The organism is Catenovulum sp. 2E275, from assembly GCF_025515275.1.
GTDB lineage: Bacteria > Pseudomonadota > Gammaproteobacteria > Enterobacterales > Alteromonadaceae > Catenovulum.
Genome location: NZ_JAOPFU010000002.1, coordinates 109,826 through 128,466 on the forward strand (window position 1 = coordinate 109,826; position 18,641 = coordinate 128,466).

General features: G+C 39.1%; 15 protein-coding genes. 5 read left to right on the top strand and 10 right to left on the bottom strand.

All coding sequences use genetic code 11. The features are described 5' to 3' along the window. Positions 1-63 precede the first annotated feature (63 nt). Positions 64-2,952, top strand: a complete 2,889-nt coding sequence (locus tag N7931_RS01495; protein ID WP_262791474.1) for a DUF927 domain-containing protein — start codon at positions 64-66, stop codon at positions 2,950-2,952. A 1,307-nt stretch (positions 2,953-4,259) separates the two neighbouring features. Here N7931_RS01495 and N7931_RS01500 read toward each other — a convergent pair. Next, positions 4,260-4,625 carry an antiterminator Q family protein gene (locus tag N7931_RS01500; RefSeq protein WP_262791475.1) on the bottom strand — a complete coding sequence of 122 codons (366 nt, stop codon included), beginning with the start codon at positions 4,623-4,625 and terminating at the stop codon, positions 4,260-4,262. 11 nt (positions 4,626-4,636) lie between these two features. Further along, positions 4,637-5,179 carry a recombinase family protein gene (locus tag N7931_RS01505; protein ID WP_262791476.1) on the bottom strand — a complete coding sequence of 181 codons (543 nt, stop codon included), beginning with the start codon at positions 5,177-5,179 and terminating at the stop codon, positions 4,637-4,639. A 224-nt stretch (positions 5,180-5,403) separates the two neighbouring features. Between N7931_RS01505 and N7931_RS01510 the strand changes: the two genes are divergently transcribed. From N7931_RS01510 to N7931_RS01525, 4 genes are all read left to right on the top strand, one after another. After that, positions 5,404-6,492 (top strand): nucleoid-associated protein, encoded by a 1,089-nt coding sequence (locus tag N7931_RS01510; protein ID WP_262791477.1) that lies wholly within the window; start codon positions 5,404-5,406, stop codon positions 6,490-6,492. Then, positions 6,489-7,625 (top strand): hypothetical protein, encoded by a 1,137-nt coding sequence (locus N7931_RS01515; RefSeq protein WP_262791478.1) that lies wholly within the window; start codon positions 6,489-6,491, stop codon positions 7,623-7,625. The genes N7931_RS01510 and N7931_RS01515 overlap by 4 nt, the downstream gene beginning before the upstream one ends. A gap of 109 nt (positions 7,626-7,734) precedes the next feature. Next, positions 7,735-8,103, top strand: coding sequence for a GNAT family N-acetyltransferase (locus N7931_RS01520; RefSeq protein WP_410369320.1), 369 nt, complete (start codon positions 7,735-7,737; stop codon positions 8,101-8,103). Between the two features lie 45 nt (positions 8,104-8,148). Next, the gene (locus N7931_RS01525) at positions 8,149-8,421 is read left to right on the top strand and encodes a hypothetical protein (RefSeq protein ID WP_262791480.1); all 273 of its coding nucleotides are present in this window, start codon (positions 8,149-8,151) and stop codon (positions 8,419-8,421) included. 791 nt (positions 8,422-9,212) lie between these two features. Here the strand turns inward: N7931_RS01525 and N7931_RS01530 are convergent. From N7931_RS01530 to N7931_RS01565, 8 genes are all read right to left on the bottom strand, one after another. Further along, a complete protein-coding gene (locus N7931_RS01530; RefSeq protein ID WP_262791481.1) occupies positions 9,213-10,013 on the bottom strand; it encodes a hypothetical protein in 801 nt (266 codons plus the stop codon). Positions 10,014-10,254: 241 nt separating this feature from the next. After that, on the bottom strand, positions 10,255-10,626 hold the full coding sequence (locus N7931_RS01535) for a hypothetical protein (protein WP_262791482.1): 372 nt from the start codon (positions 10,624-10,626) through the stop codon (positions 10,255-10,257). A 139-nt stretch (positions 10,627-10,765) separates the two neighbouring features. After that, on the bottom strand, positions 10,766-11,698 hold the full coding sequence (locus N7931_RS01540) for a formate/nitrite transporter family protein (RefSeq protein WP_262791483.1): 933 nt from the start codon (positions 11,696-11,698) through the stop codon (positions 10,766-10,768). Between the two features lie 65 nt (positions 11,699-11,763). Beyond that, the gene (locus N7931_RS01545) at positions 11,764-12,378 is read right to left on the bottom strand and encodes a DUF502 domain-containing protein (protein ID WP_262791484.1); all 615 of its coding nucleotides are present in this window, start codon (positions 12,376-12,378) and stop codon (positions 11,764-11,766) included. A 57-nt stretch (positions 12,379-12,435) separates the two neighbouring features. Next, positions 12,436-13,164 (bottom strand): 3'-5' exonuclease, encoded by a 729-nt coding sequence (locus tag N7931_RS01550; protein ID WP_262791485.1) that lies wholly within the window; start codon positions 13,162-13,164, stop codon positions 12,436-12,438. A gap of 5 nt (positions 13,165-13,169) precedes the next feature. Next, positions 13,170-15,029 carry a DUF294 nucleotidyltransferase-like domain-containing protein gene (locus tag N7931_RS01555; protein WP_262791616.1) on the bottom strand — a complete coding sequence of 620 codons (1,860 nt, stop codon included), beginning with the start codon at positions 15,027-15,029 and terminating at the stop codon, positions 13,170-13,172. Positions 15,030-15,037: 8 nt separating this feature from the next. Beyond that, positions 15,038-16,666, bottom strand: a complete 1,629-nt coding sequence (locus tag N7931_RS01560) for a BCCT family transporter (protein ID WP_262791486.1) — start codon at positions 16,664-16,666, stop codon at positions 15,038-15,040. A 323-nt stretch (positions 16,667-16,989) separates the two neighbouring features. Next, complete coding sequence (locus tag N7931_RS01565; RefSeq protein WP_262791487.1) at positions 16,990-18,471, bottom strand: FMN-binding glutamate synthase family protein; 1,482 nt, start codon at positions 18,469-18,471, stop codon at positions 16,990-16,992. Positions 18,472-18,641: the final 170 nt, after the last annotated feature.

Below are 18,641 nucleotides of genomic sequence, written 5' to 3' on the forward strand. Positions count from 1 at the left end.
ATTACAGGCCACCTAATAGCACTGATTAATTTAAACCTTATACGCATTTAGGGCGGCTTTCTTATGCACAAATTAAACTTTAAAGCAGTGAATGACGCTGCATTGTCAAGGGCTGAGCAAGTAGCGGCTCATTATGCCCCTAATGGAATACGGCAAGGCCATGAATGGGTGGCACTTAACCCCACACGGTCAGATAATAAAAAGGGAAGCTTTTCAATTAACTTAAATACGGGCGTTTGGTCTGACTTTTCAACCGGTGACAAAGGGGGCGATTTTATCGACCTAGTGGCCTATGTTGAAAACTCAGGTAAAGGCACAGCTTGTAAACGCTTGGCCGACTTTTTAGGAGTCAGCAGTTCAGCGGGTGGCGCAAACAATAAACCCCAACTTAATAACGCAAAGCCACCGGCTAATAATACACCGGCATTTATTCCGGTTACACCACCGGCAAGCGCTGCGAACCAATGCCCGACTGAACACTACCAAAACGGTACACCGTCTAAAATCTGGAACTATACAGACGATAAAGGCGTTTTAATTATTCGGGTAATGCGCTTTGATTCAGCAGATGGCAATAAAACATATCGGCCATTAGCCTATGGCTCTAAAAAAGGACAAGCGCCCAAATGGCACTGGCAACAACTGCCGGATAATCGCCCCCTGTACAATCTGCCAGCGGTAAGCGGCAAATGCGAAAACGTGGTATTAGTTGAGGGCGAAAAAGCCGCTGATGCCGCTAAAAGCCTGTTTACTGATTATGTCGTTAGTACATGGTCTGGTGCAGTAAAGGCCGTAAGTAAAACCGACTTTAGCCCGTTATCAGGTAAAAACGTTTTATTCTGGCCGGATAATGACGAAGCAGGTCAAGAGATAATCGACAAGCTTAAAGCCGTTTTAGAAGCAGTTAAGGTTAAATCATTTAACGTGGTCAACCTTGATTTTTTTAGCAGCTATAAACCAACCGAAAGCGGCTTAACTGCCGGTGGTGAATGGCCGAATAAAGCGGACGCTTTTGAAGCGGTACAAATGGGCTTTACCGCAAGGCACATAAGCGCAGCAATTAAAAAAGGCTTATTCATTCAGCCAGATGAAAGCCAAGATACAGAAACGCTAGATACAGACCAGCCGGACTGGATGCCTAAAGGCTTTAAGATAGATGATAGCGGCCTTTATACCTTTAATCCGCAAACGGAAAGCTATAGCTATATATCAAAACCTATTCATGTATTGGCCTTATCCCGCAATGCAAACGGGGACGGTTTAAACTGGGGTAAGCTGGTGGAATTTAGCGACTTTGACCACCAGACAAAACAATGGAATATCCCAAACAAGCTATTTAACGACAATGGCGGCCAAGCCATTTTAAAAGAACTGTTAGACCGTGGTTTTGAATTTGAACCCAGACGCAACAGCAAAAAGCTGGTATTGGAATATTTAGAGGCCAGTAAACCCGCTAAACGAATGAAGCTAACGCAATCACGCGGGTGGCATGATAAATACAGAGCTTTTGTGCTACATGACAGGGTATTAGGCGACAACAAAGCTAACCTGATGTTTTATAGTGAACGGCCATTTAAAACCGATTTAAGCAGCAATGGTACACTGGAAGAATGGCGGGAACATGTAAGCCGGTATTGTATCGGCAACCCGTTTTTAACCTTTTCGGTGAGTCTGGCTTTAGCTGCGCCATTGGTTGAACTAATGGGCTTTGAAACAATGGGCTTTCATTTATTTGGGGATTCCAGCTTAGGCAAATCAACCTCACTTAATATTGGCAATTCAGTTTATGGCGATCCAAAAAACTACGGGCGCACGTTTCGCGGTACAGATAACGGTTTAGAAATGTTGGCCGCAGACCGTAACAGCTTGTTTTTAACACTAGACGAAATACACGAGGCCGACCCAAACCAGTTAGGCGGTATTGTTTACATGCTTGGCAATGGGCAGGAAAAAACACGGGCGGCAGCTTATGGGGCTGGCTCTAGCGATATACGCAAATGGCATTTAGCGTTTTTATCCAGTGGTGAGCATACCTTAGCCCAACGCTTAGCCGAAATCGGCAAAAAGGCCACAGGCGGACAGGCACAAAGGCTTATCGAATTACACGCCTGTTTGCATGAAGATGAAACCATTAAAAAGAAAATGGGATCTTTAAACGAGCTACACGGCTTTGATCACGGCTCAAAATTGGCCGAGCATTTAAGCGAGCAAATGCGCCATTATCACGGCTGCGCGTTCCCTGCGTTTATTGAAGCAATACTGGCTTATGATGTGAAAAAAGCACAGACTTTTTTAACTGAATTTATCAAAGGTTTTACCGATCAGGTGCTCAGTGAAAAAGCATCCGGCCAAGCTAAACGGGCGGCTAAAAAATTTGCGCTGGTGGCTGCGGCTGGTGCGTTAGCCAGTAGCTTTAATATTACCGGTTGGACAAAACAACAGGCAATAGAAGCCGCTTATACCCTGTTTATGCACTGGCTTAATGCCCGTGGTGGTGAAGGTAACATGGAAGTCATCGAAATTATTAAGCATGTTCGTTTGCAATTTGAGCTACACGGTGAGGGGCGCTTTACCCGTTGGGATGAAGTAAAAACCATGTCGGATGAACCCAGCACAGTAATAGATACACATGTGCCCCGCACGTCTGAACAATGGGGTTTTAAGCGTGGCATAGTGGAAAAAAGCACTTTAGACGGTGATACGCTGGCCTTTGAATATTATGTTTATCCAACCGTTTTTGAGCAGGTGGTTTGCCGTGGCTATGACCATAAGCGGGTGGCACGTTTACTTAAAGACTTAGGGGCTTTGGTTCTGGCTGACAGTGAACACAAAGAGGGACGTTTAAAAACAAAATCCAGATTGCCGGGCACAGGCAAAAAGCGTGTTCCTATCTACCGGATAGATGGTACACAGTTATTTGATGACAATGAATTAGCTAAGATAGCAGCCTAACCCAGCCCCGACCATCACACTAAACCTGCGAACCAGAACACGGGGCAGCGTGTCCCAGTATTGCGATTGTGTCCCAGTCGAAAAAGCAATTATTTTAAAAACTGGGACACGATTAAATCAAGATAAAACAGTAACTTAAACAACCGAGTCCCAGTAGTCCCACAAGTCCCAGTAAAAAACAGGGGATACTGGGTTTTAGCTAAAAATAAACACGAGTTTTCTAGGACAAATTACAGAAGCAAAACAGCGTACAGCAAAGACGGGGCAAGGGATACAGCCGACTAAGCACCCTAAAAACAAGTCTAAAAACTCGTAAAAAATGAATATATATTCATAAAAAAGTTTTTTAGTTTTGGCAGTTACGTGAATTTATCTAGGGCGGCGGTACTAAGGCTTAAAAGGTATAGAGATTTAATACCCCCCTACTTTATATATATACAATATAAATACCCCTAAGATATTGATATTAAATATTATTATAACCCCCCTCTAAGCCACTATCACCTGAGTTTTTGTGCGAGGCGCTTACCCGTGTATAAATAGGTATAGGGAAGAACCTAGTATATGGGGGTATACAGTACCTATACTGGATAAACCTTTAGCGAATAATTATTCAACATATTGCATAACCAAGCATTTAAACCTTACCTATCTGGTGGTCATGGCTGGTCACAGCCGCTTAACCAACTGATGCTTTGGGAGTGGGTTTTAATGGTTCAAAACTCATATCAATTTATACCCCAATATTAGGGGGTGGCCTGTTTTTGACTGGGACTTGTGGGACTACTGGGACACAAACACAATACTGGGACACAAACGGGCTTTTTTGGCTAAATTATGGCCTTTTTTGAAAAATTACGGCCTGTAAAAAACATCACTTTTTCACGAGTTTTGATACAAAAACTCAGGCCGTATAACCCCATTATTTAAGCCACCGGCTAAACAAATTTAGCAGCAAGGTAGTTAAGCAAGAATTTGCATAAACATTCAGAGAAAAAGGCACAGCTTGAAGATCAGCACCGATTTGTATAAACCGTTAAACAAATTGATGACCATCGTGGATTGGCAAAGATTTCTGTAAACCGTCTAACAAAACGATGACCATCGTGGATGAGCAAAGATTTGTATAAACCGTTAAACAAATTGATGACCATCTTGGATTGGCAAAGATTTCTGTAAACCGTTTTAGAAAACGATGAGCATCTTGGATTGGCAAAGATTTGTGTAACCCACTCGCGTTTTAAACGCGAGTGGGAAAAGCAGGTTTAAAGGGGTTAGATTTCAAGTCTAACCCTTTAGCGGGTGGGCTATTTGGCAAGGCCAACGCATAATAAAAAGGCATCTAACCAGCTAACCGCCTCTTTTAGCAGCTTAGCGGCCTTTTCACGCCCTACGCTTATTTGTTTGCTAATAGCTTCAAACGTCAGGCCAGCCAGATAATAAAGCTTTATGGTTTGGGCTAATTGCTCGTTTCTTTGCTCAAGCACTGTTACCGCCCGATCCACTGCTAACCCCAAATCATCGGTTATATAAAAGGTTCGCTTTATTTTGCGGGTGGCTGGCTGCGCCATATCGGCAATAGCGCCCATAACAGACGAATAGCCGAGGTTATTTTTTGTTTTGCTCCAACTGCCCCAAGCGTCTAAAAGTCTTTCAGTATAAACAAAGCTCATATTCTGCCCCCTTATGGATTAACTACACGTTGAACGGTTGATAATGCACAACCGCATTGTTCCGCTATTTTACGAAGTGACAAACCACCGGCTTTAAGTTCGATAATTTTATCATGTAATTCAGTGTTGTTTGGTCGGCCTTTATATTTACCTTTAGCTTTGGCCTGAGCTATGCCCTCTAGCTGGCGTTCCTTTAGCATTGAACGCTCAAACTGATAAACACTCCCCAACAGGCTAAGCATTAAATCTTGCATAGGGTTTGATTCACCGGTAAATGCTAGGTTCTCTTTGTGAAAGTGAATCGCTATGCCTTTTTCATTGACTAATTTAACGATATTCAATAAATCTTCAAGGTTACGGGCTAGGCGGCTAATATCGTGTACGTGGATTTCATCACCAGCGCGCACATAATCGAGCAGTTGTTTTAAAGCTGGTCGGTTTGTATCTTTACCACTGCATTTATCTTCAAACGTTTTATCCAGTGTTAAGCCTGCTAATTGACGGTCTGTGTTTTGCTCAACAGTAGAAACCCGAATATATCCAACCTTTGCCATAATGTATCCTTAAGGTGTACCGATTTAAGTCTAAGATGTTTTAATCTTAATGTACCGATAATTAAAAATCAAGTTAAATGAATACGGATAATGCAGGTTTTTGTACTCGTGCTTACTGTACCGATTTGGGTATAGTTAAAAAGTTAAACAATATTCCATTTTAACAAATTAGATTATATTGTTATCATTAGCTGCGATAACAATATTAATAAAGGGAGTTAAGTTTGGCCAATATCACAGTCATCGCTGGTGTAAGCATTCCATATACCCAAGATGCAGAAACAAAGAAATGGAACAGCACAACTGGAAGCTCATGGGATGTAAGCAACTCGTTTGTTAAAGCTTTTGCAAGAGAAGCAAACCGAAAAATCAAACGACGTTCTAAAAATCATGGAAAAATACCTTACCCATTCAGTAGTAAATCATTAGCAGCATCGCTTAAATCTTATTTAGAATCAGATAAAGAATTCAGTTTTACTGATTTCGTAAATGAAATGGGCACGTCCAATAACCTAACTCTTACAACTTCCAGAGCACAGAGCAAGCTAGTATTGATCTTTTTAGAATATGAGATCGATGCTCTAGAAACGCAACCCATTCGAAATTTAATTGTTGTTCTGTTAAAAGATAAGTCTGCTTTGCAATTCAATGATGATGGCACTCCAAACGGAACAGAAATCATTGACTTTGATGATCTCATGCAAGCTGCATTGATCGATATGGATGAATTTCAAACGTCAGTAAGCGAAGAAAACGATATCGATATTTCCTTCATAAACGGCGCTAGCGGCACTACTAATTATTTTATAGAGTTTTTTGACGCATCAGGTGTGATAAAAAACAAAGAGAGCGTTAGCAATTTATTAAAAGCGCTAGGAGACTTCTCTAATAAGCATTCCTTAACAAGGAAACAACGAGAGTTATGTGAACGCAATGTAAAATCTCACATTGAAAAAAATGAAAGTAAAAAAGCCGTAACTAAGCTGAATGATATAAGCCAAGTCATATACCAAGCGCTGAGGTATGAAAAAGATTTAGATATAGGTAAAGACTCATTTGAAGATTATATACAGGATTATAACTATAAGATAAACGAGGAGTTCACTGTAAGTAAGAAAGAAAGAGATACTTTAGAGTTTATCTCTTTTGAGACAGAAGTCGGTAACTTAAAACTAAAGAAGTCAATTATCGGTAAGCAAAATTTATCAAACAAGATTATGTTTAATAAAAATGATAAAACCTTAACGATCAAAACTAAGATTAATGATCCTGACTTAATTGAAGTGTTATCTAGCCTACAAAATAGCCAATGAGCAATATAATCCGACAGATTTTAAATGAAAATAAGTTTGAAATTGATGACGCCTATGTGACATTCCATGGAATAAATCAACTCGAATTCGAAAATCTGTTTCCTATAGCGGAGTATCCCTCACGAGATTATAACGCGCAAAGTTGCAGAGGCTCACTATCACTTGATGAAATAGACTTTATTTTCAGTGATTATCACGAATTATTTACCCGTATTGAATCAGGTAATATCGAAGCAATATATGAAGAAGTTTATATTGATCATCATGGAATTGTTAAAATGTCAAACTTACCCAACTTTTATGTTAGATGGTTGGAGTTGCTAGCTTTATTGGCAGATCATAATTATCAACAGGATAAAATGAGTAATGCTCAAACATTTATATTTGTTGAAAATACAGAACGCAGCACATCGACTGTAATTGAAGTAGACTTAAGCAAAGTGTCTGAAGGTGCACTGTCAGCGCTTAGTAGCGCTATTGGAGACCCTACCTTATTACTTGAATCATGTAGACAAGAAGACACTCATCAAAATGAAAGACTTTCAGTAATGAAAAGTACAATTATCCGGTGTTTTGAATCTAATGATAAATGTTTTACAGAATTATTTGCCAACAGTGATTCAATTTTAAATTCGTTCCATAGAAATTACGAAACGTATATTAGAAGTTTTTCATTTGAAGAGTTTATCAAAGATTTGGAAGATGACGTTGGGGACTTTATAAAGAAAGTTGAAGAACAGATTCAAAATTTTTATGTACAATCCTTAGCAGTTCCTGGAGCTGTAATTTTATCTTCTGCACTACGGGGAGCAGAAAAAAGTATAAGTTTGGCTTTAATTTTTAGTACATTTTTAGCGTTAGTTTTAGTTTTTAAAGCATTAAAGAGCAAAATGAAGTTTATTGACAGAATCACTGAAAATACACTTACTAAACTTAATTTGTATCAAAAGCGAACTGAAGATATTAGAAATAGTTTTGCTCAAACTACCATTTCAGAAAAAATAAAAGATGCAGAGAATTCTGTGAATACTACGAGCAAAGAAAGTAAAGATGATATTTGTAACTTGCGAGACATTATCATTTTTTTAATAGCTATGTATTTGGTCTGTGCGGCCATATTTTTTAGGCTATAGTGGCGTGAGAGCCTATTATCATAATCCAATTGAATAATGATTGACGTCTAAATTCATACATCTATTTCAAATAGAGCATATGCGAAACCATGTTCTAACTTTTTAACCAATGAAAAACACCAGAAGCCCAATTTGCTTTATCGAAGAGGTATTGATGGAAGTTAATTACAAACATGATGACTGGGGCGAGCAAGGACGAATTTCAGCTCTGGACGATCAAAACGAAATAGGATATTTAGTCTGGAAAGTAAAAAATAGTAAGCTCTGGTTAGCTGATTTAATGATCCATGATGAAAGTAATCGCGGTAAAGGTATTGGAACTAAGTTGCTTAATGAGCTCGATAAAATAGCAGCACAGTACAAAGCAGATAAAATTTGGGGAACTACATCGAGTGAAGATTTACCTGTTCATCGGTTTTATCGAAAAAATGGGTATTCAGTTCAGGTTATAAATAATGAAGGATATCTGGAAAAATAGCTGTAACTGATCTACGTTTCAATTTCACTACATAGGAGCTTAATCATGGACGAACGAGAAAGACATTATATTGAAGAAGGTTTTAGCAGCTATAGTGCCGAGTGTGGCAGTTTACGCAATCCTTATCCGGTTGGAACTGAAGAATTTAACTGGTTTGAACGTGGCTGGGTGCAAGCTCAAAAAAGATCTTGTGATTCATTTAGCACTAACAAAGGCTACTTCAGCGACTTTGTTCCGTATGAGAGTTTAAAAGGTAGTGTTCCAATAACCCATAAACAACGCAACGAGTACGCTGAAATCAAGCGCAAAAAGAAATGATCACAAGATATTTGTAAATTAGTTAGTAAGCTTAATTTGTCCGTTTGAGTAACAATTGAACTGATATAGTTCAGTTCCCCATTTCAATTCAGTTCCTCAATAGGGAACTGAATCCAAACTTTTAATTTGCACATTTATAAATGATTGGTATGTATACAAAAAAGAAGACGGAAAAACCATTGTAACACCAAGGTTAACACCGGTTACAATGATAAACAAAGAAAACCAATTGAATTAGTAGGTTACGAGCTAGGTTTTAATTCCCCCGGCCCACAAGCCTCACCAACACAGACCACTCTAGAGCCTTTAAGCCCAATGAAATCAAGGGTTTAACGATTAATAAAATTTCTCGTGCTTTTGTCTCAAGTAGGCTGAAATGGGCTTATTTATACCCATTTTTTGACGAAAATGACAATTTTCAACGAAAAAACCAGACCGATTTTACCCCACTTGAAGACCATCTTTTTCATGCTGTATTCAATGACTTACACCCTACTTTCAGCCACGAAATAAACAAAAAATATCAAAAAATAAAAGAAAACTTGGGCATTCAACATGCCAATTTAATGCTGAATAACATTGATAAGGTGTTAAGAATAGGTGATTTAAACCTTTCGGAATCACTGGATAATTTAAAAAGCTTAGCTATCGAAAAAGCAAGGCTTATAAACTTAGCGCAAGAATCAGCGTAAAAATTGAATCATGGATATCTATATGAAGTATTGGTCAATTTCAGCAAGCTGGTAAACTCATAGCTCTAGTTGATAACCCTGCACTAGAATAAACTTGTATTACAACTGTTCAAATAAAGCTTGTTGAGCTATCTCTCTATATTCTTTTCCTATTCGAGGTGTATAGGAGGGATGAGGAGCTGTTACCACTTTTATTAAAGTGCCGTCGACTTCCACAAGCCCAACAGAAAATATAAATGCTACCTTACCTTTAACTTGATAATGGCGAATTTGCATTAATTTTGAAGGATGTAGGCACCACTCAGTTGAAGTTGAACTATTTATACTTTTGGGAACAAGAATAACTTTTGGTTTGAAATATTCAATTATCAGGTTGTTTAACTCATACGAAAAGCTCAATGCTCGAGCTAACAAATCTGCGTCTAATTTTTTGAGTTCACCGGTAAAGGCTTTAAAGTTTTTACTTCCCCAAGGCACAATATTCGCCATAAGAGTTTTATGTGCACCAAATTTTTTGTTTAATACCTCAGTATAAAACTGCCATTTGTTATTAGGCTTATTGATAGGGTCCCAACAGGGATGCAATACTCCACTCTTATCTGCGTACGCTTCACTAAAGTTGTTATTTAACTGCTGATCTAAAAAACCATTAAAATGAGTTGGCAAAGCTGAGTCTAAAATAGCCTGTAGAGATCCAGGTACATTTGGATTGGATCCTAGCCATATTACTTCAACAGCCTGATTTTCAAGCTCTGTTAACACTTTAGTTGTATTTGTCGTTTCAAATAATGACCCCCGAAAAGGAACAGAGTATGAGCCGGTACCTCTTTGTAAATTGTGATTTTCACTTCTTGATACAAACTCGATAATTTTTGTATTTACAACATCAAAAATATTCAATGGATTATTCTCTTCAAAATAATAGTAAATCACTACAACTCAATAACCGAATGACTTACCTGATTATTATCATAGTCGTCTATAATTATTAAAAATTATACATCTACCTCGCACGCGACCAATTTTAATAGTCTATGGATATTTCCCTATAAAACATACTTGGCAACAAGCGGTTGATTGCGAATGGCTAGTTGAAAACTTGCTAGATTGAAGTGTAAATACGTTAAATCAACATTCTTGATTAACCCGAAAAAACCCTGTAATGCGGATCTTTTAACCACTTTAAATTAGCATGATTTAATCCAAACCTTTCTGTGATCAATGCTCTATAGCCAGTATTTAGTTTAATTTTTTTGTCCGCATACACCTTATAGGTATCGTCTGCCTTACAATATATAATTCTGCCTCTGGCTATTTCTTGATATTCACATCCAGCTAATTCAGGAAACATTGGTAAATAAACTAAATGTTGCTCCCATTCAACAAAATGACTATAACCGCAGTCTATAATCCCAAGACTATCTGCAGATAGCAGAGTAACAGAAATAGATTTAGCAATAACAGAAGATTTGTATAACCAAAAAATACCGATTTCAGGTTGCTTATTTTGCATTGTAAAATCATCATGAATTAATTTTATACCACTAGTTTTTTGACGATTTACAACCCTTTTAAGTCAATACCTCATACAATAAAAACTTAAATTTCGCACCTAAACAACCTTTATGACAGTGCACAATAGCTAATTCGAATCAATCAGTTCTTTGTAGCTTACGAATATGGCTGTAATTTAATAATGCAACAAAGATACTGCCGCCAATGGCATTACCAATTAACATAATGCCAATTGTTCTAATAATTCCTAACAATTCAAATTGTTCGGTTGTTAGGTAAGCAACTATTAGTTCAACGGTTCCTGCAATTGAGTGATGTAAGCCACCTAACCCAATTGCAAAAGTCACTATATAAATGCATAAAATTTGGCTGCTAGTTGAGTGTGTTGATAGTGTTAACCATGCCCCTAAGGCCATTAACCAACCGGCTAAAATCGCGCTAATAATTAAAGTTGCGAAAGGAAACTGAACGATATGTTCTGCAATAATGGCATATCCATCTTTTGCATGAATCACGGGTTCTGCCATCGCCAGCATGCTGGCGCTTAAAACACCGCCCAATAAATTGCCCAGTATTACAACGCCCCATAGCCTAAACATACTTAAGTAACTGTTTTTTCCATCCAAAACCGGATAAAACGCGGTTGCTGTATGCTCGGTAAATAATTGTGATCGGCTTAAAATAACAAGGATAAATCCGAGCGGGTAAACCAGTGCAACAAATATTTTATTAAATCCGGATAAATCACCGGTTAAACTCGCCATAATTCCGACTAACATGACGGTAAAACAAATAATCATACCTGCGGCAACTGACGATAATAGTAAAGATAAATAAGGACGGGCGTGTTGTAATTCTCCCTCTTCTATCGCTTTTTGTAATATATCATCTGGGTGACGAAACGTTTCATCGGTTCTTTTGACAATAACTGAGGTATAACTTTTTGATTCCTGAGCACGCTCTTTAGTGCGTTCAACTTGTGGGCCTGCACTTAATATTTCACCATCTGTTGAGATGATTTTTTTGTCTGAATCCGGCTGCTCTGATTTATTCTCAGGTATTTTATTCATATTCCCTCACAGATTTACGCTCGTTTAAAAATAAGATTAGTGATGCCACTCAAATAAGTAAAAACTTACATTTTTCCTGCCTGTCCTTTGCCTAAGCCGGCACTAATTGCAATTTGAATAGCTTCAGCCGGTTTCATATCAATTGATGTAACACAATCTTTAGGCACAACAATCATATAACCGCCTACGTTGTACGCCATAGGTAAAAATACGGATACGTGATCATCCGGCATTACACTGGTGAGTTTGTCATTATTATTGTCGCTGTTTTTATCACGACGTTTGGTCACTATCCCAATCAGTTTCATTTGACTGCTAGGCATAGTCACTAAAACGACAGACTCGTCAGCAAAATCTTTACCCTGCATCATATCGAATAAGTCATTAATTGTGCCGTAAAGGTTACGTAGCAGCGGCATTTTATTCATTAACCGGCCCGGTAAACGCCAGATCGCATCTAACATTGTCCAGCGCGAGGTAAATCCAATTAATACTGCAATTAATAAAAAGCTGATAAACGCTAGCCCCGGAAAATAATAAGTTTCGCCTAAAGCCATTATCCAAACTGGGCTTAATGCAGTTTCTATGGTAATTAATAACCAGTGGATCAACATAATGGTGACAATAATTGGCAGGAGAATAGCGAATCCTTTAAGTAAAGATTCAAAAACAAATTTCATGGGCTGGCAGTCCTTATTTTGTATTAATCTTTAAGCAGTTTACTTTAACAGAAAAAATTATTCCCAAATATCAGCCAGATAAATTTGTTCTTTTTGTGTGTAGGCAATCTGGGCTTGTAATAGCTCAGCGCAAGCTAAAGCATCGGTTAATGCATGATGAGGTTTATAATAAGGTAGATGATAGCGGTTTCTGGCATCACTCAACCTTAAAGATACAGCTTGTTTGCCTTTTAATTTATCCCACCAGCTAAGCGGTCTATAACGACAAATTTTAGCTTCAAGGCTCATAGTATCAATCACCGGAAACTGAATTCCCTCGTTTATTCGGTGGATAAATGCACGTTTTAAAAATGACTTTTCAATATTCGCATAATGCGCAACCACTATCTTCCCACTTATTTCGGTTAAAAACTCATCCAAAATAAAACTTAAATCTTGAGCTGTTTCAATTTCTGAATGGGTAATCCCGTGGATCACAACAGAGTTGTCGTTTAATTGGCTAACCGGCTTTACAACCCAATATTTTGCCTGACTCAAAAAAATGCGTTTACTGGTAAAAGGCACTAAACCAATGCTCACAATTGAATGTTTATTCACATCTAGTCCGGTTGTTTCTAAATCCAGCGCAACCATTTGAACTTGCTCTAACGGCGTGTCGGGGAGTTGGCATCCAGCCTGATAAAAGGCTTTTAGCGCAGGGTAAGCCGCATTAGCAGCTTGCTCACAATAAAACGCTGGCCAGTCTGTAACCGAATGTTCTAGTTTGTTTTTTTCAAGATAAAACATAAAGGTTAACTAGCTCTGCCCGGCTGATACTTAAAGCGTAAAAACTTTTGAGCATCACTCACAATCTGAAATGCATCTTTTAAATTTTTGCGCTCAAAAGCAGATAATGCTTCCGGCTCTATATTATTATCCGGCTCGTTTTCCAGTTCTAAATCCTGTGCCTGATATTTAATCCGCACAATCGAAATTAGCTCAAGCGCATCGCGTAAATCTTCGGCGCGACCATTGGGTAATAATTTGCTTTCAATAATATCATCCAACCGTTCAAACGAGTTGTGCGCTTTTGAGCCAATCGCCAATGCATGTACCCGAATCATATCAACCAAAGGTGCTGTACCTCTGCGTTTGATATTAATGGAGTTACTTTGTTTGCCGTCTTTTTCCATCACAAATTCGCGGAAAAAGCCAAGCGGCGGAGTGCGCAAAATAGCATTGCGCGCCATACAAGCTAAAAATCGGCTGTTTGCTTTAGCTTTATAGCGAATAAGCTGATTAAGTTGTTTGACTAATCCACTTTTGCCATAAACTGGCTGTAAATCAAAAAAAATGGCTGCATTTAATAAAAATTCCGGTGTGGGTTGATCAATCCACTGACTAAAATATTGTTGCCAAACTTTTAAAGGTTGTCGCCATTTAGGATTACTTGCCATAATCTCGCCTGTGCAATAGCTGTAGCCACAAGCGGCCAAACCGTCACAAACAAATTTGCCTAATTGAGCAAAATACTCGCCGTGCAACGATGGCTGATAATTATCATCAAAAATAAACGCATTATCCTGATCTGTCACGATTAACTGCTCTTCGCGCGCCATAGATCCCATAGCAACAAAACAATACTCAACCGGAGCAGGCCCAAGTTGGGCTTCGCCAAGCTCTAATAATCTTTGTTTAAAGCTGCGTCCAATCACCGCCATAGCACCGCCGATCATTCGAGAATTGGCATCTTCCCTTACCATACGGACAAAACAAGCCCGTACATCCGCTTTTAAACTCACCAATTCATCCAGCGTTTGGGCTTTAAAAATACTACTGACCACAAATAAGCTGTTTTGGGTTTCATAGCGAATAATATCTGGCAAGGTAATAATCCCAATTGCCGAGCCTTGTTTTAATACTGGTAAATGGTGCACATTATGGCGCAGCATTAGTAGCATAGCTTCAAAGACTTGCTGGTTATGCTCTACCGAAAATACCCGTGGTGACATAATTTGGTTTACCGGTGTATCCAGCGCAAGGCCTGGCGTTAATAACCGATCACGTAAATCTGTATTGGTGACAATGCCGCAAATTTGGCTTTGTAAATCTGTGATAAGCAAACAGGATATGCCGTTTTCACTCATCTTAATAGCCGCTTGATGAGCTGTGGCAGTTTCGGTGATAGACAAAACATTGGGCGTTAATAAAACTTTAACTGAGGCTGTCATGAGTTGATTGGCATCTTCCCGCTGCGAAACCGAATGACGCAAGCGGCTGCGATCTTCTACCTCAACCACATCAGAAAAATACTCATAAGAATCAAATAATTCACTAAAAACCGCTTTGGGTAATAAATAAATTAAACAATCTTCCAATGCAATTACTGGAAAACGACTTGGCCGGTTTTGCAATAAGCTCACCTCACCAAAATACCCGCCTTCACTTAACCGATTGTATAATTCGCCACTTCGCCGATAAACCTCAACCGAGCCACTACGAATCACATGCCATGTATCTAATAACTGGCCTAATTCAACTATCTGACTACCGGCTTTGTAATAAGCGACATCCATATTAGATGCCGCTTGTTCGAGTGCTTGTTGTGGTAGCTGATCAAATGGCGGATGTGCCTGTAAAAAATTAAGCAAATCGATTTTTTCAGCTGACAACATATTTATTAACCTCTGGGTTCAGACATTAAACCTTTAATCATAGAAAAAGTGGCAATTAATAAGACTATGGTAAAGGGTAAACCGGTTGAAACGGCCATAGCTTGCAGCGCAACCAAACCGCCGCCTAAAATTAATGCAATGGCGACCAACCCTTCAAAAGTACACCAAAATACACGCTGTGGCGTAGGTGCATCCACTTTACCACCTGCGGCAATCACATCGATCACTAAAGAGCCAGAATCAGACGAAGTCACAAAAAATACAATAACCAAGACAATTGCAATAAATGAGGTGATCACAGCTAACGGCAAATCATCCAACATATAAAATAATTGTAAAGGTAATTCTGCTTCGGCTACGGCTTTATACCCCTGAACTGCATATTGCTCAATGGCAACTCCGCCAAATACACTCATCCACAATACACAAGCAAGCGATGGTACCAATAACACAGAAATAATAAACTCACGCACACTTCTACCACGCGAGACCCGCGCGATAAACATGCCAACAAACGGACACCAAGAGATCCACCATGCCCAATAAAACGCACTCCATCCAGAAACAAAATTAGTATCTTCACGCCCAACCGGATTTGAAAGCGCCGGTAAATATTCAAGGTAAGCCAGCAAGTTATGGCCAACCCCAGACAAAATAACAAACGTAGGGCCAACCACAATCACAAAAATGAGTAATGCAACTGCCAGTACCATATTGATTTCAGATAATTTTTTAACCCCGGCATCTAACCCTGCAACCACAGAAAATAGCGCAATTGCAGTAATCCCAATCACTAAAATAATTTGTGTGGTTGTCCCTTGTGGAATATCAAACAAATAATTAAGCCCGGATGCAGCTTGCGATGCGCCATAACCTAACGACGTCGCTAAACCAAATAAAGTCGCCAGCACAGCTAATAAATCAATAATATGTCCCGGCCAACCCCAAACTCTTTCCCCTAACACAGGGTAAAATACCGAGCGAATAGTGAGTGGCAAACCTTTATTAAACGAAAACAACGCCAAGCCTAAAGCCATAATCGCGTAAATAGCCCAAGGGTGCAGCGCCCAATGATAAATAGTGGCCGCCATGCCTAAATCTTTTGCGGCTTGAATATCATTAGCAGCGGCACCAAGGGGTGCCCAGTCTGTACGTACACCGTTTTCAACACTAATGCCACCAAATGAACTACTAAAATGCGACAATGGTTCTGATACGCCAAAAAACATTAAGCCAATGCCCATACCGGCGGCAAACAGCATAGAAAACCAACCCAAATACGAATAATCAGGTGTTGCTTCTGTGCCGCCTAACCTGACTTTTCCTAAGGGTGAAAAAATGAGTGCAATGCAAACCACCACAAAAAAGTTAGCTGCGCTGATAAAAAACCAGTCTAAGTTGCTGGTTAACCAACTTCGGGTAGCTGAAAAAATAGGTTCAACCTCTTTTTGAAAAGCGATTGTCAACACCACAAAAGCAATAATGCTAAGCGCTGAAATAGCAAATACGCGGTTATGAATATCCAGCCCGAATGGCCCAACATTCATAACAATATTATCCTGACCGACCTGATAATCTGTGTCAATTGGATTGACTTCGCCGTCAGGGATCATTGGATCTTTATTATCCGGCATCCGTTTTCTCCCGTTTGAATAAACCTATCACTTTCAGCAAACAACTCATCGCTAAAAGCTGAAATAAGCATAAGGTTATTTAATTAAAATAAGTGGTATAAAACCGCGATTGAATAAAAGTCGAATCTAAGTTTAGCTTAAATAAGAACTTTTTTCAGAGGAATGGCAGAAAAACGATTTTTTTGAAAAAATAAAAAGGGGCAAAAAATGCCCCTCGAAAATCTTACATTAAATCTAAAAATGATAAGTAAAATAGATTAACCTCAACTCTGGATAATAAATTTAAGGCTTTAGCTAACTTCTTATCCAGAGTTGGGGTTAGATTAATAATGTTGTTCGTAAAACTTATCGAGTGATACCGACAAACCACTTTCAGTTACAATTCGCACGTGTTTAGACTCTAACTGGCGAATATTTTTAACCCCACACGAATGCGCCAAAATCCCTAACCCATAATTAATATATTTATTATAATTAGCGACCCGCACCGATTTATCAGTTACATCCAAACCTTCCTGCCGCTTTAAATTTTGAGTCGCAATACCCGTTGGACAAGTATTTTTATTACATTGCAGTGATTGAATACAACCTAGCGCAAACATAAAACCGCGCGCCGAGGTAACAAAATCTGCACCTAATGCAATTGCCCACGCCACTTTTGACGGAGTAATTAATTTACCGGATGCCACCACTTTAACCCGCTCACGTAAATTATGGCGCTTTAAACAATGCACCACAATTGGCAGGCTTTCTTTTAGCGGCATACCAACATAATCCATTAAAGGCTGTGGCGCTGCACCTGTGCCGCCGTCTGCACTATCAATAGTGATAAAATCAGGCGCACTTTCAATCCCGCGTTTATTAATTTCTAAACACAAATCATCAATCCATTCATATGAGCCAATCACAGCTTTAAACCCAACCGGTTTGCCGGTGATTTCACGAACACTATTAATCATATCTAACAAATCACCCACACTTCTGATCTCTGGGTGACCATTTGGACTAATTGAATCCTGCCCAACAGGAATCCCGCGTATTTCAGCAATTTCAGCAGTGACTTTCTCGCCCGGCAAAATACCGCCTTTACCCGGTTTAGCGCCCTGACTCATTTTAATTTCAAACATTTTTACCTGTTCATAGCTGGCGGCTTTTTTGAGTTTATCTTCGCTTAACATGCCGTTTTCATTACGCACACCATATTTTGCGGTACCAATTTGCACCACAATATCAGCACCGCTTTCTAAATGATAAGGGGTTAAACCGCCTTCGCCGGTATTCATCCAGCAGCCAGAGTTAAAAGCACCGTTAGATAAAGCACGCACCGCAGGCTTTGAAATTGCCCCGTAACTCATCCCAGAAATATTAAAAATAGAGGTAGTTTGATAAGGCTGTTTACAATATGGACCAATTTGCATCGGCTCTATTGGCAAAGCATCTTCGTCTAATGTCGGAAACGGACAGTTCATAAATAAAATAGTACCGGCGGGCTCTAAATTGCGGGTAGAGCCAAAAGCGATTGTATGATCAACATTTTTAGCTGCGCGATAAACCCAACTCCGTTCCGCGCGGTTAAACGGCATTTCTTCTCTATCCATCGCAAAAAAATACTGACGGAAAAACTCGCCCTGTAGCTCTAAAAAATACCTTAACCGGCCAACTACCGGATAATTATGACGAATGGCATGCTGATACTGGCGTTTATCCACCACATACATATAAATAATTGCAACCACGGCTATTAACAACAAGCCAAGTAATAAACTGGATGCTATATCAACATTAAATACGATAGATTCCTGCATTTGACTTTTTATTCCCCCACAAAAATAATCTTAACAATCTAACATATAGTGATAATTTTTAGGGATTTTTTTATACAAAAGCTTTAACTGTTTCTGTAGAGTTAAAGTAGATTCTTAAATCAAAAGAAAGAGGAAATAAAACTATTTTTCTTTCGGTAGGAATAGAATAG

What these genes read in the sequence shown, in the direction of transcription:
- N7931_RS01520 (WP_410369320.1), top strand. Translation starts at nt 7,735, where the DNA reads ATGAAAAACACCAGAAGCCCAATTTGCTTTATCGAAGAGGTATTGATG.
- N7931_RS01495 (WP_262791474.1), top strand. Translation starts at nt 64, where the DNA reads ATGCACAAATTAAACTTTAAAGCAGTGAATGACGCTGCATTGTCAAGG.
- N7931_RS01540 (WP_262791483.1), bottom strand. Translation starts at nt 11,698, where the DNA reads ATGAATAAAATACCTGAGAATAAATCAGAGCAGCCGGATTCAGACAAA.
- N7931_RS01560 (WP_262791486.1), bottom strand. Translation starts at nt 16,666, where the DNA reads ATGCCGGATAATAAAGATCCAATGATCCCTGACGGCGAAGTCAATCCA.
- N7931_RS01550 (WP_262791485.1), bottom strand. Translation starts at nt 13,164, where the DNA reads ATGTTTTATCTTGAAAAAAACAAACTAGAACATTCGGTTACAGACTGG.
- N7931_RS01525 (WP_262791480.1), top strand. Translation starts at nt 8,149, where the DNA reads ATGGACGAACGAGAAAGACATTATATTGAAGAAGGTTTTAGCAGCTAT.
- N7931_RS01500 (WP_262791475.1), bottom strand. Translation starts at nt 4,625, where the DNA reads ATGAGCTTTGTTTATACTGAAAGACTTTTAGACGCTTGGGGCAGTTGG.
- N7931_RS01565 (WP_262791487.1), bottom strand. Translation starts at nt 18,471, where the DNA reads ATGCAGGAATCTATCGTATTTAATGTTGATATAGCATCCAGTTTATTA.
- N7931_RS01515 (WP_262791478.1), top strand. Translation starts at nt 6,489, where the DNA reads ATGAGCAATATAATCCGACAGATTTTAAATGAAAATAAGTTTGAAATT.
- N7931_RS01505 (WP_262791476.1), bottom strand. Translation starts at nt 5,179, where the DNA reads ATGGCAAAGGTTGGATATATTCGGGTTTCTACTGTTGAGCAAAACACA.
- N7931_RS01535 (WP_262791482.1), bottom strand. Translation starts at nt 10,626, where the DNA reads ATGCAAAATAAGCAACCTGAAATCGGTATTTTTTGGTTATACAAATCT.
- N7931_RS01545 (WP_262791484.1), bottom strand. Translation starts at nt 12,378, where the DNA reads ATGAAATTTGTTTTTGAATCTTTACTTAAAGGATTCGCTATTCTCCTG.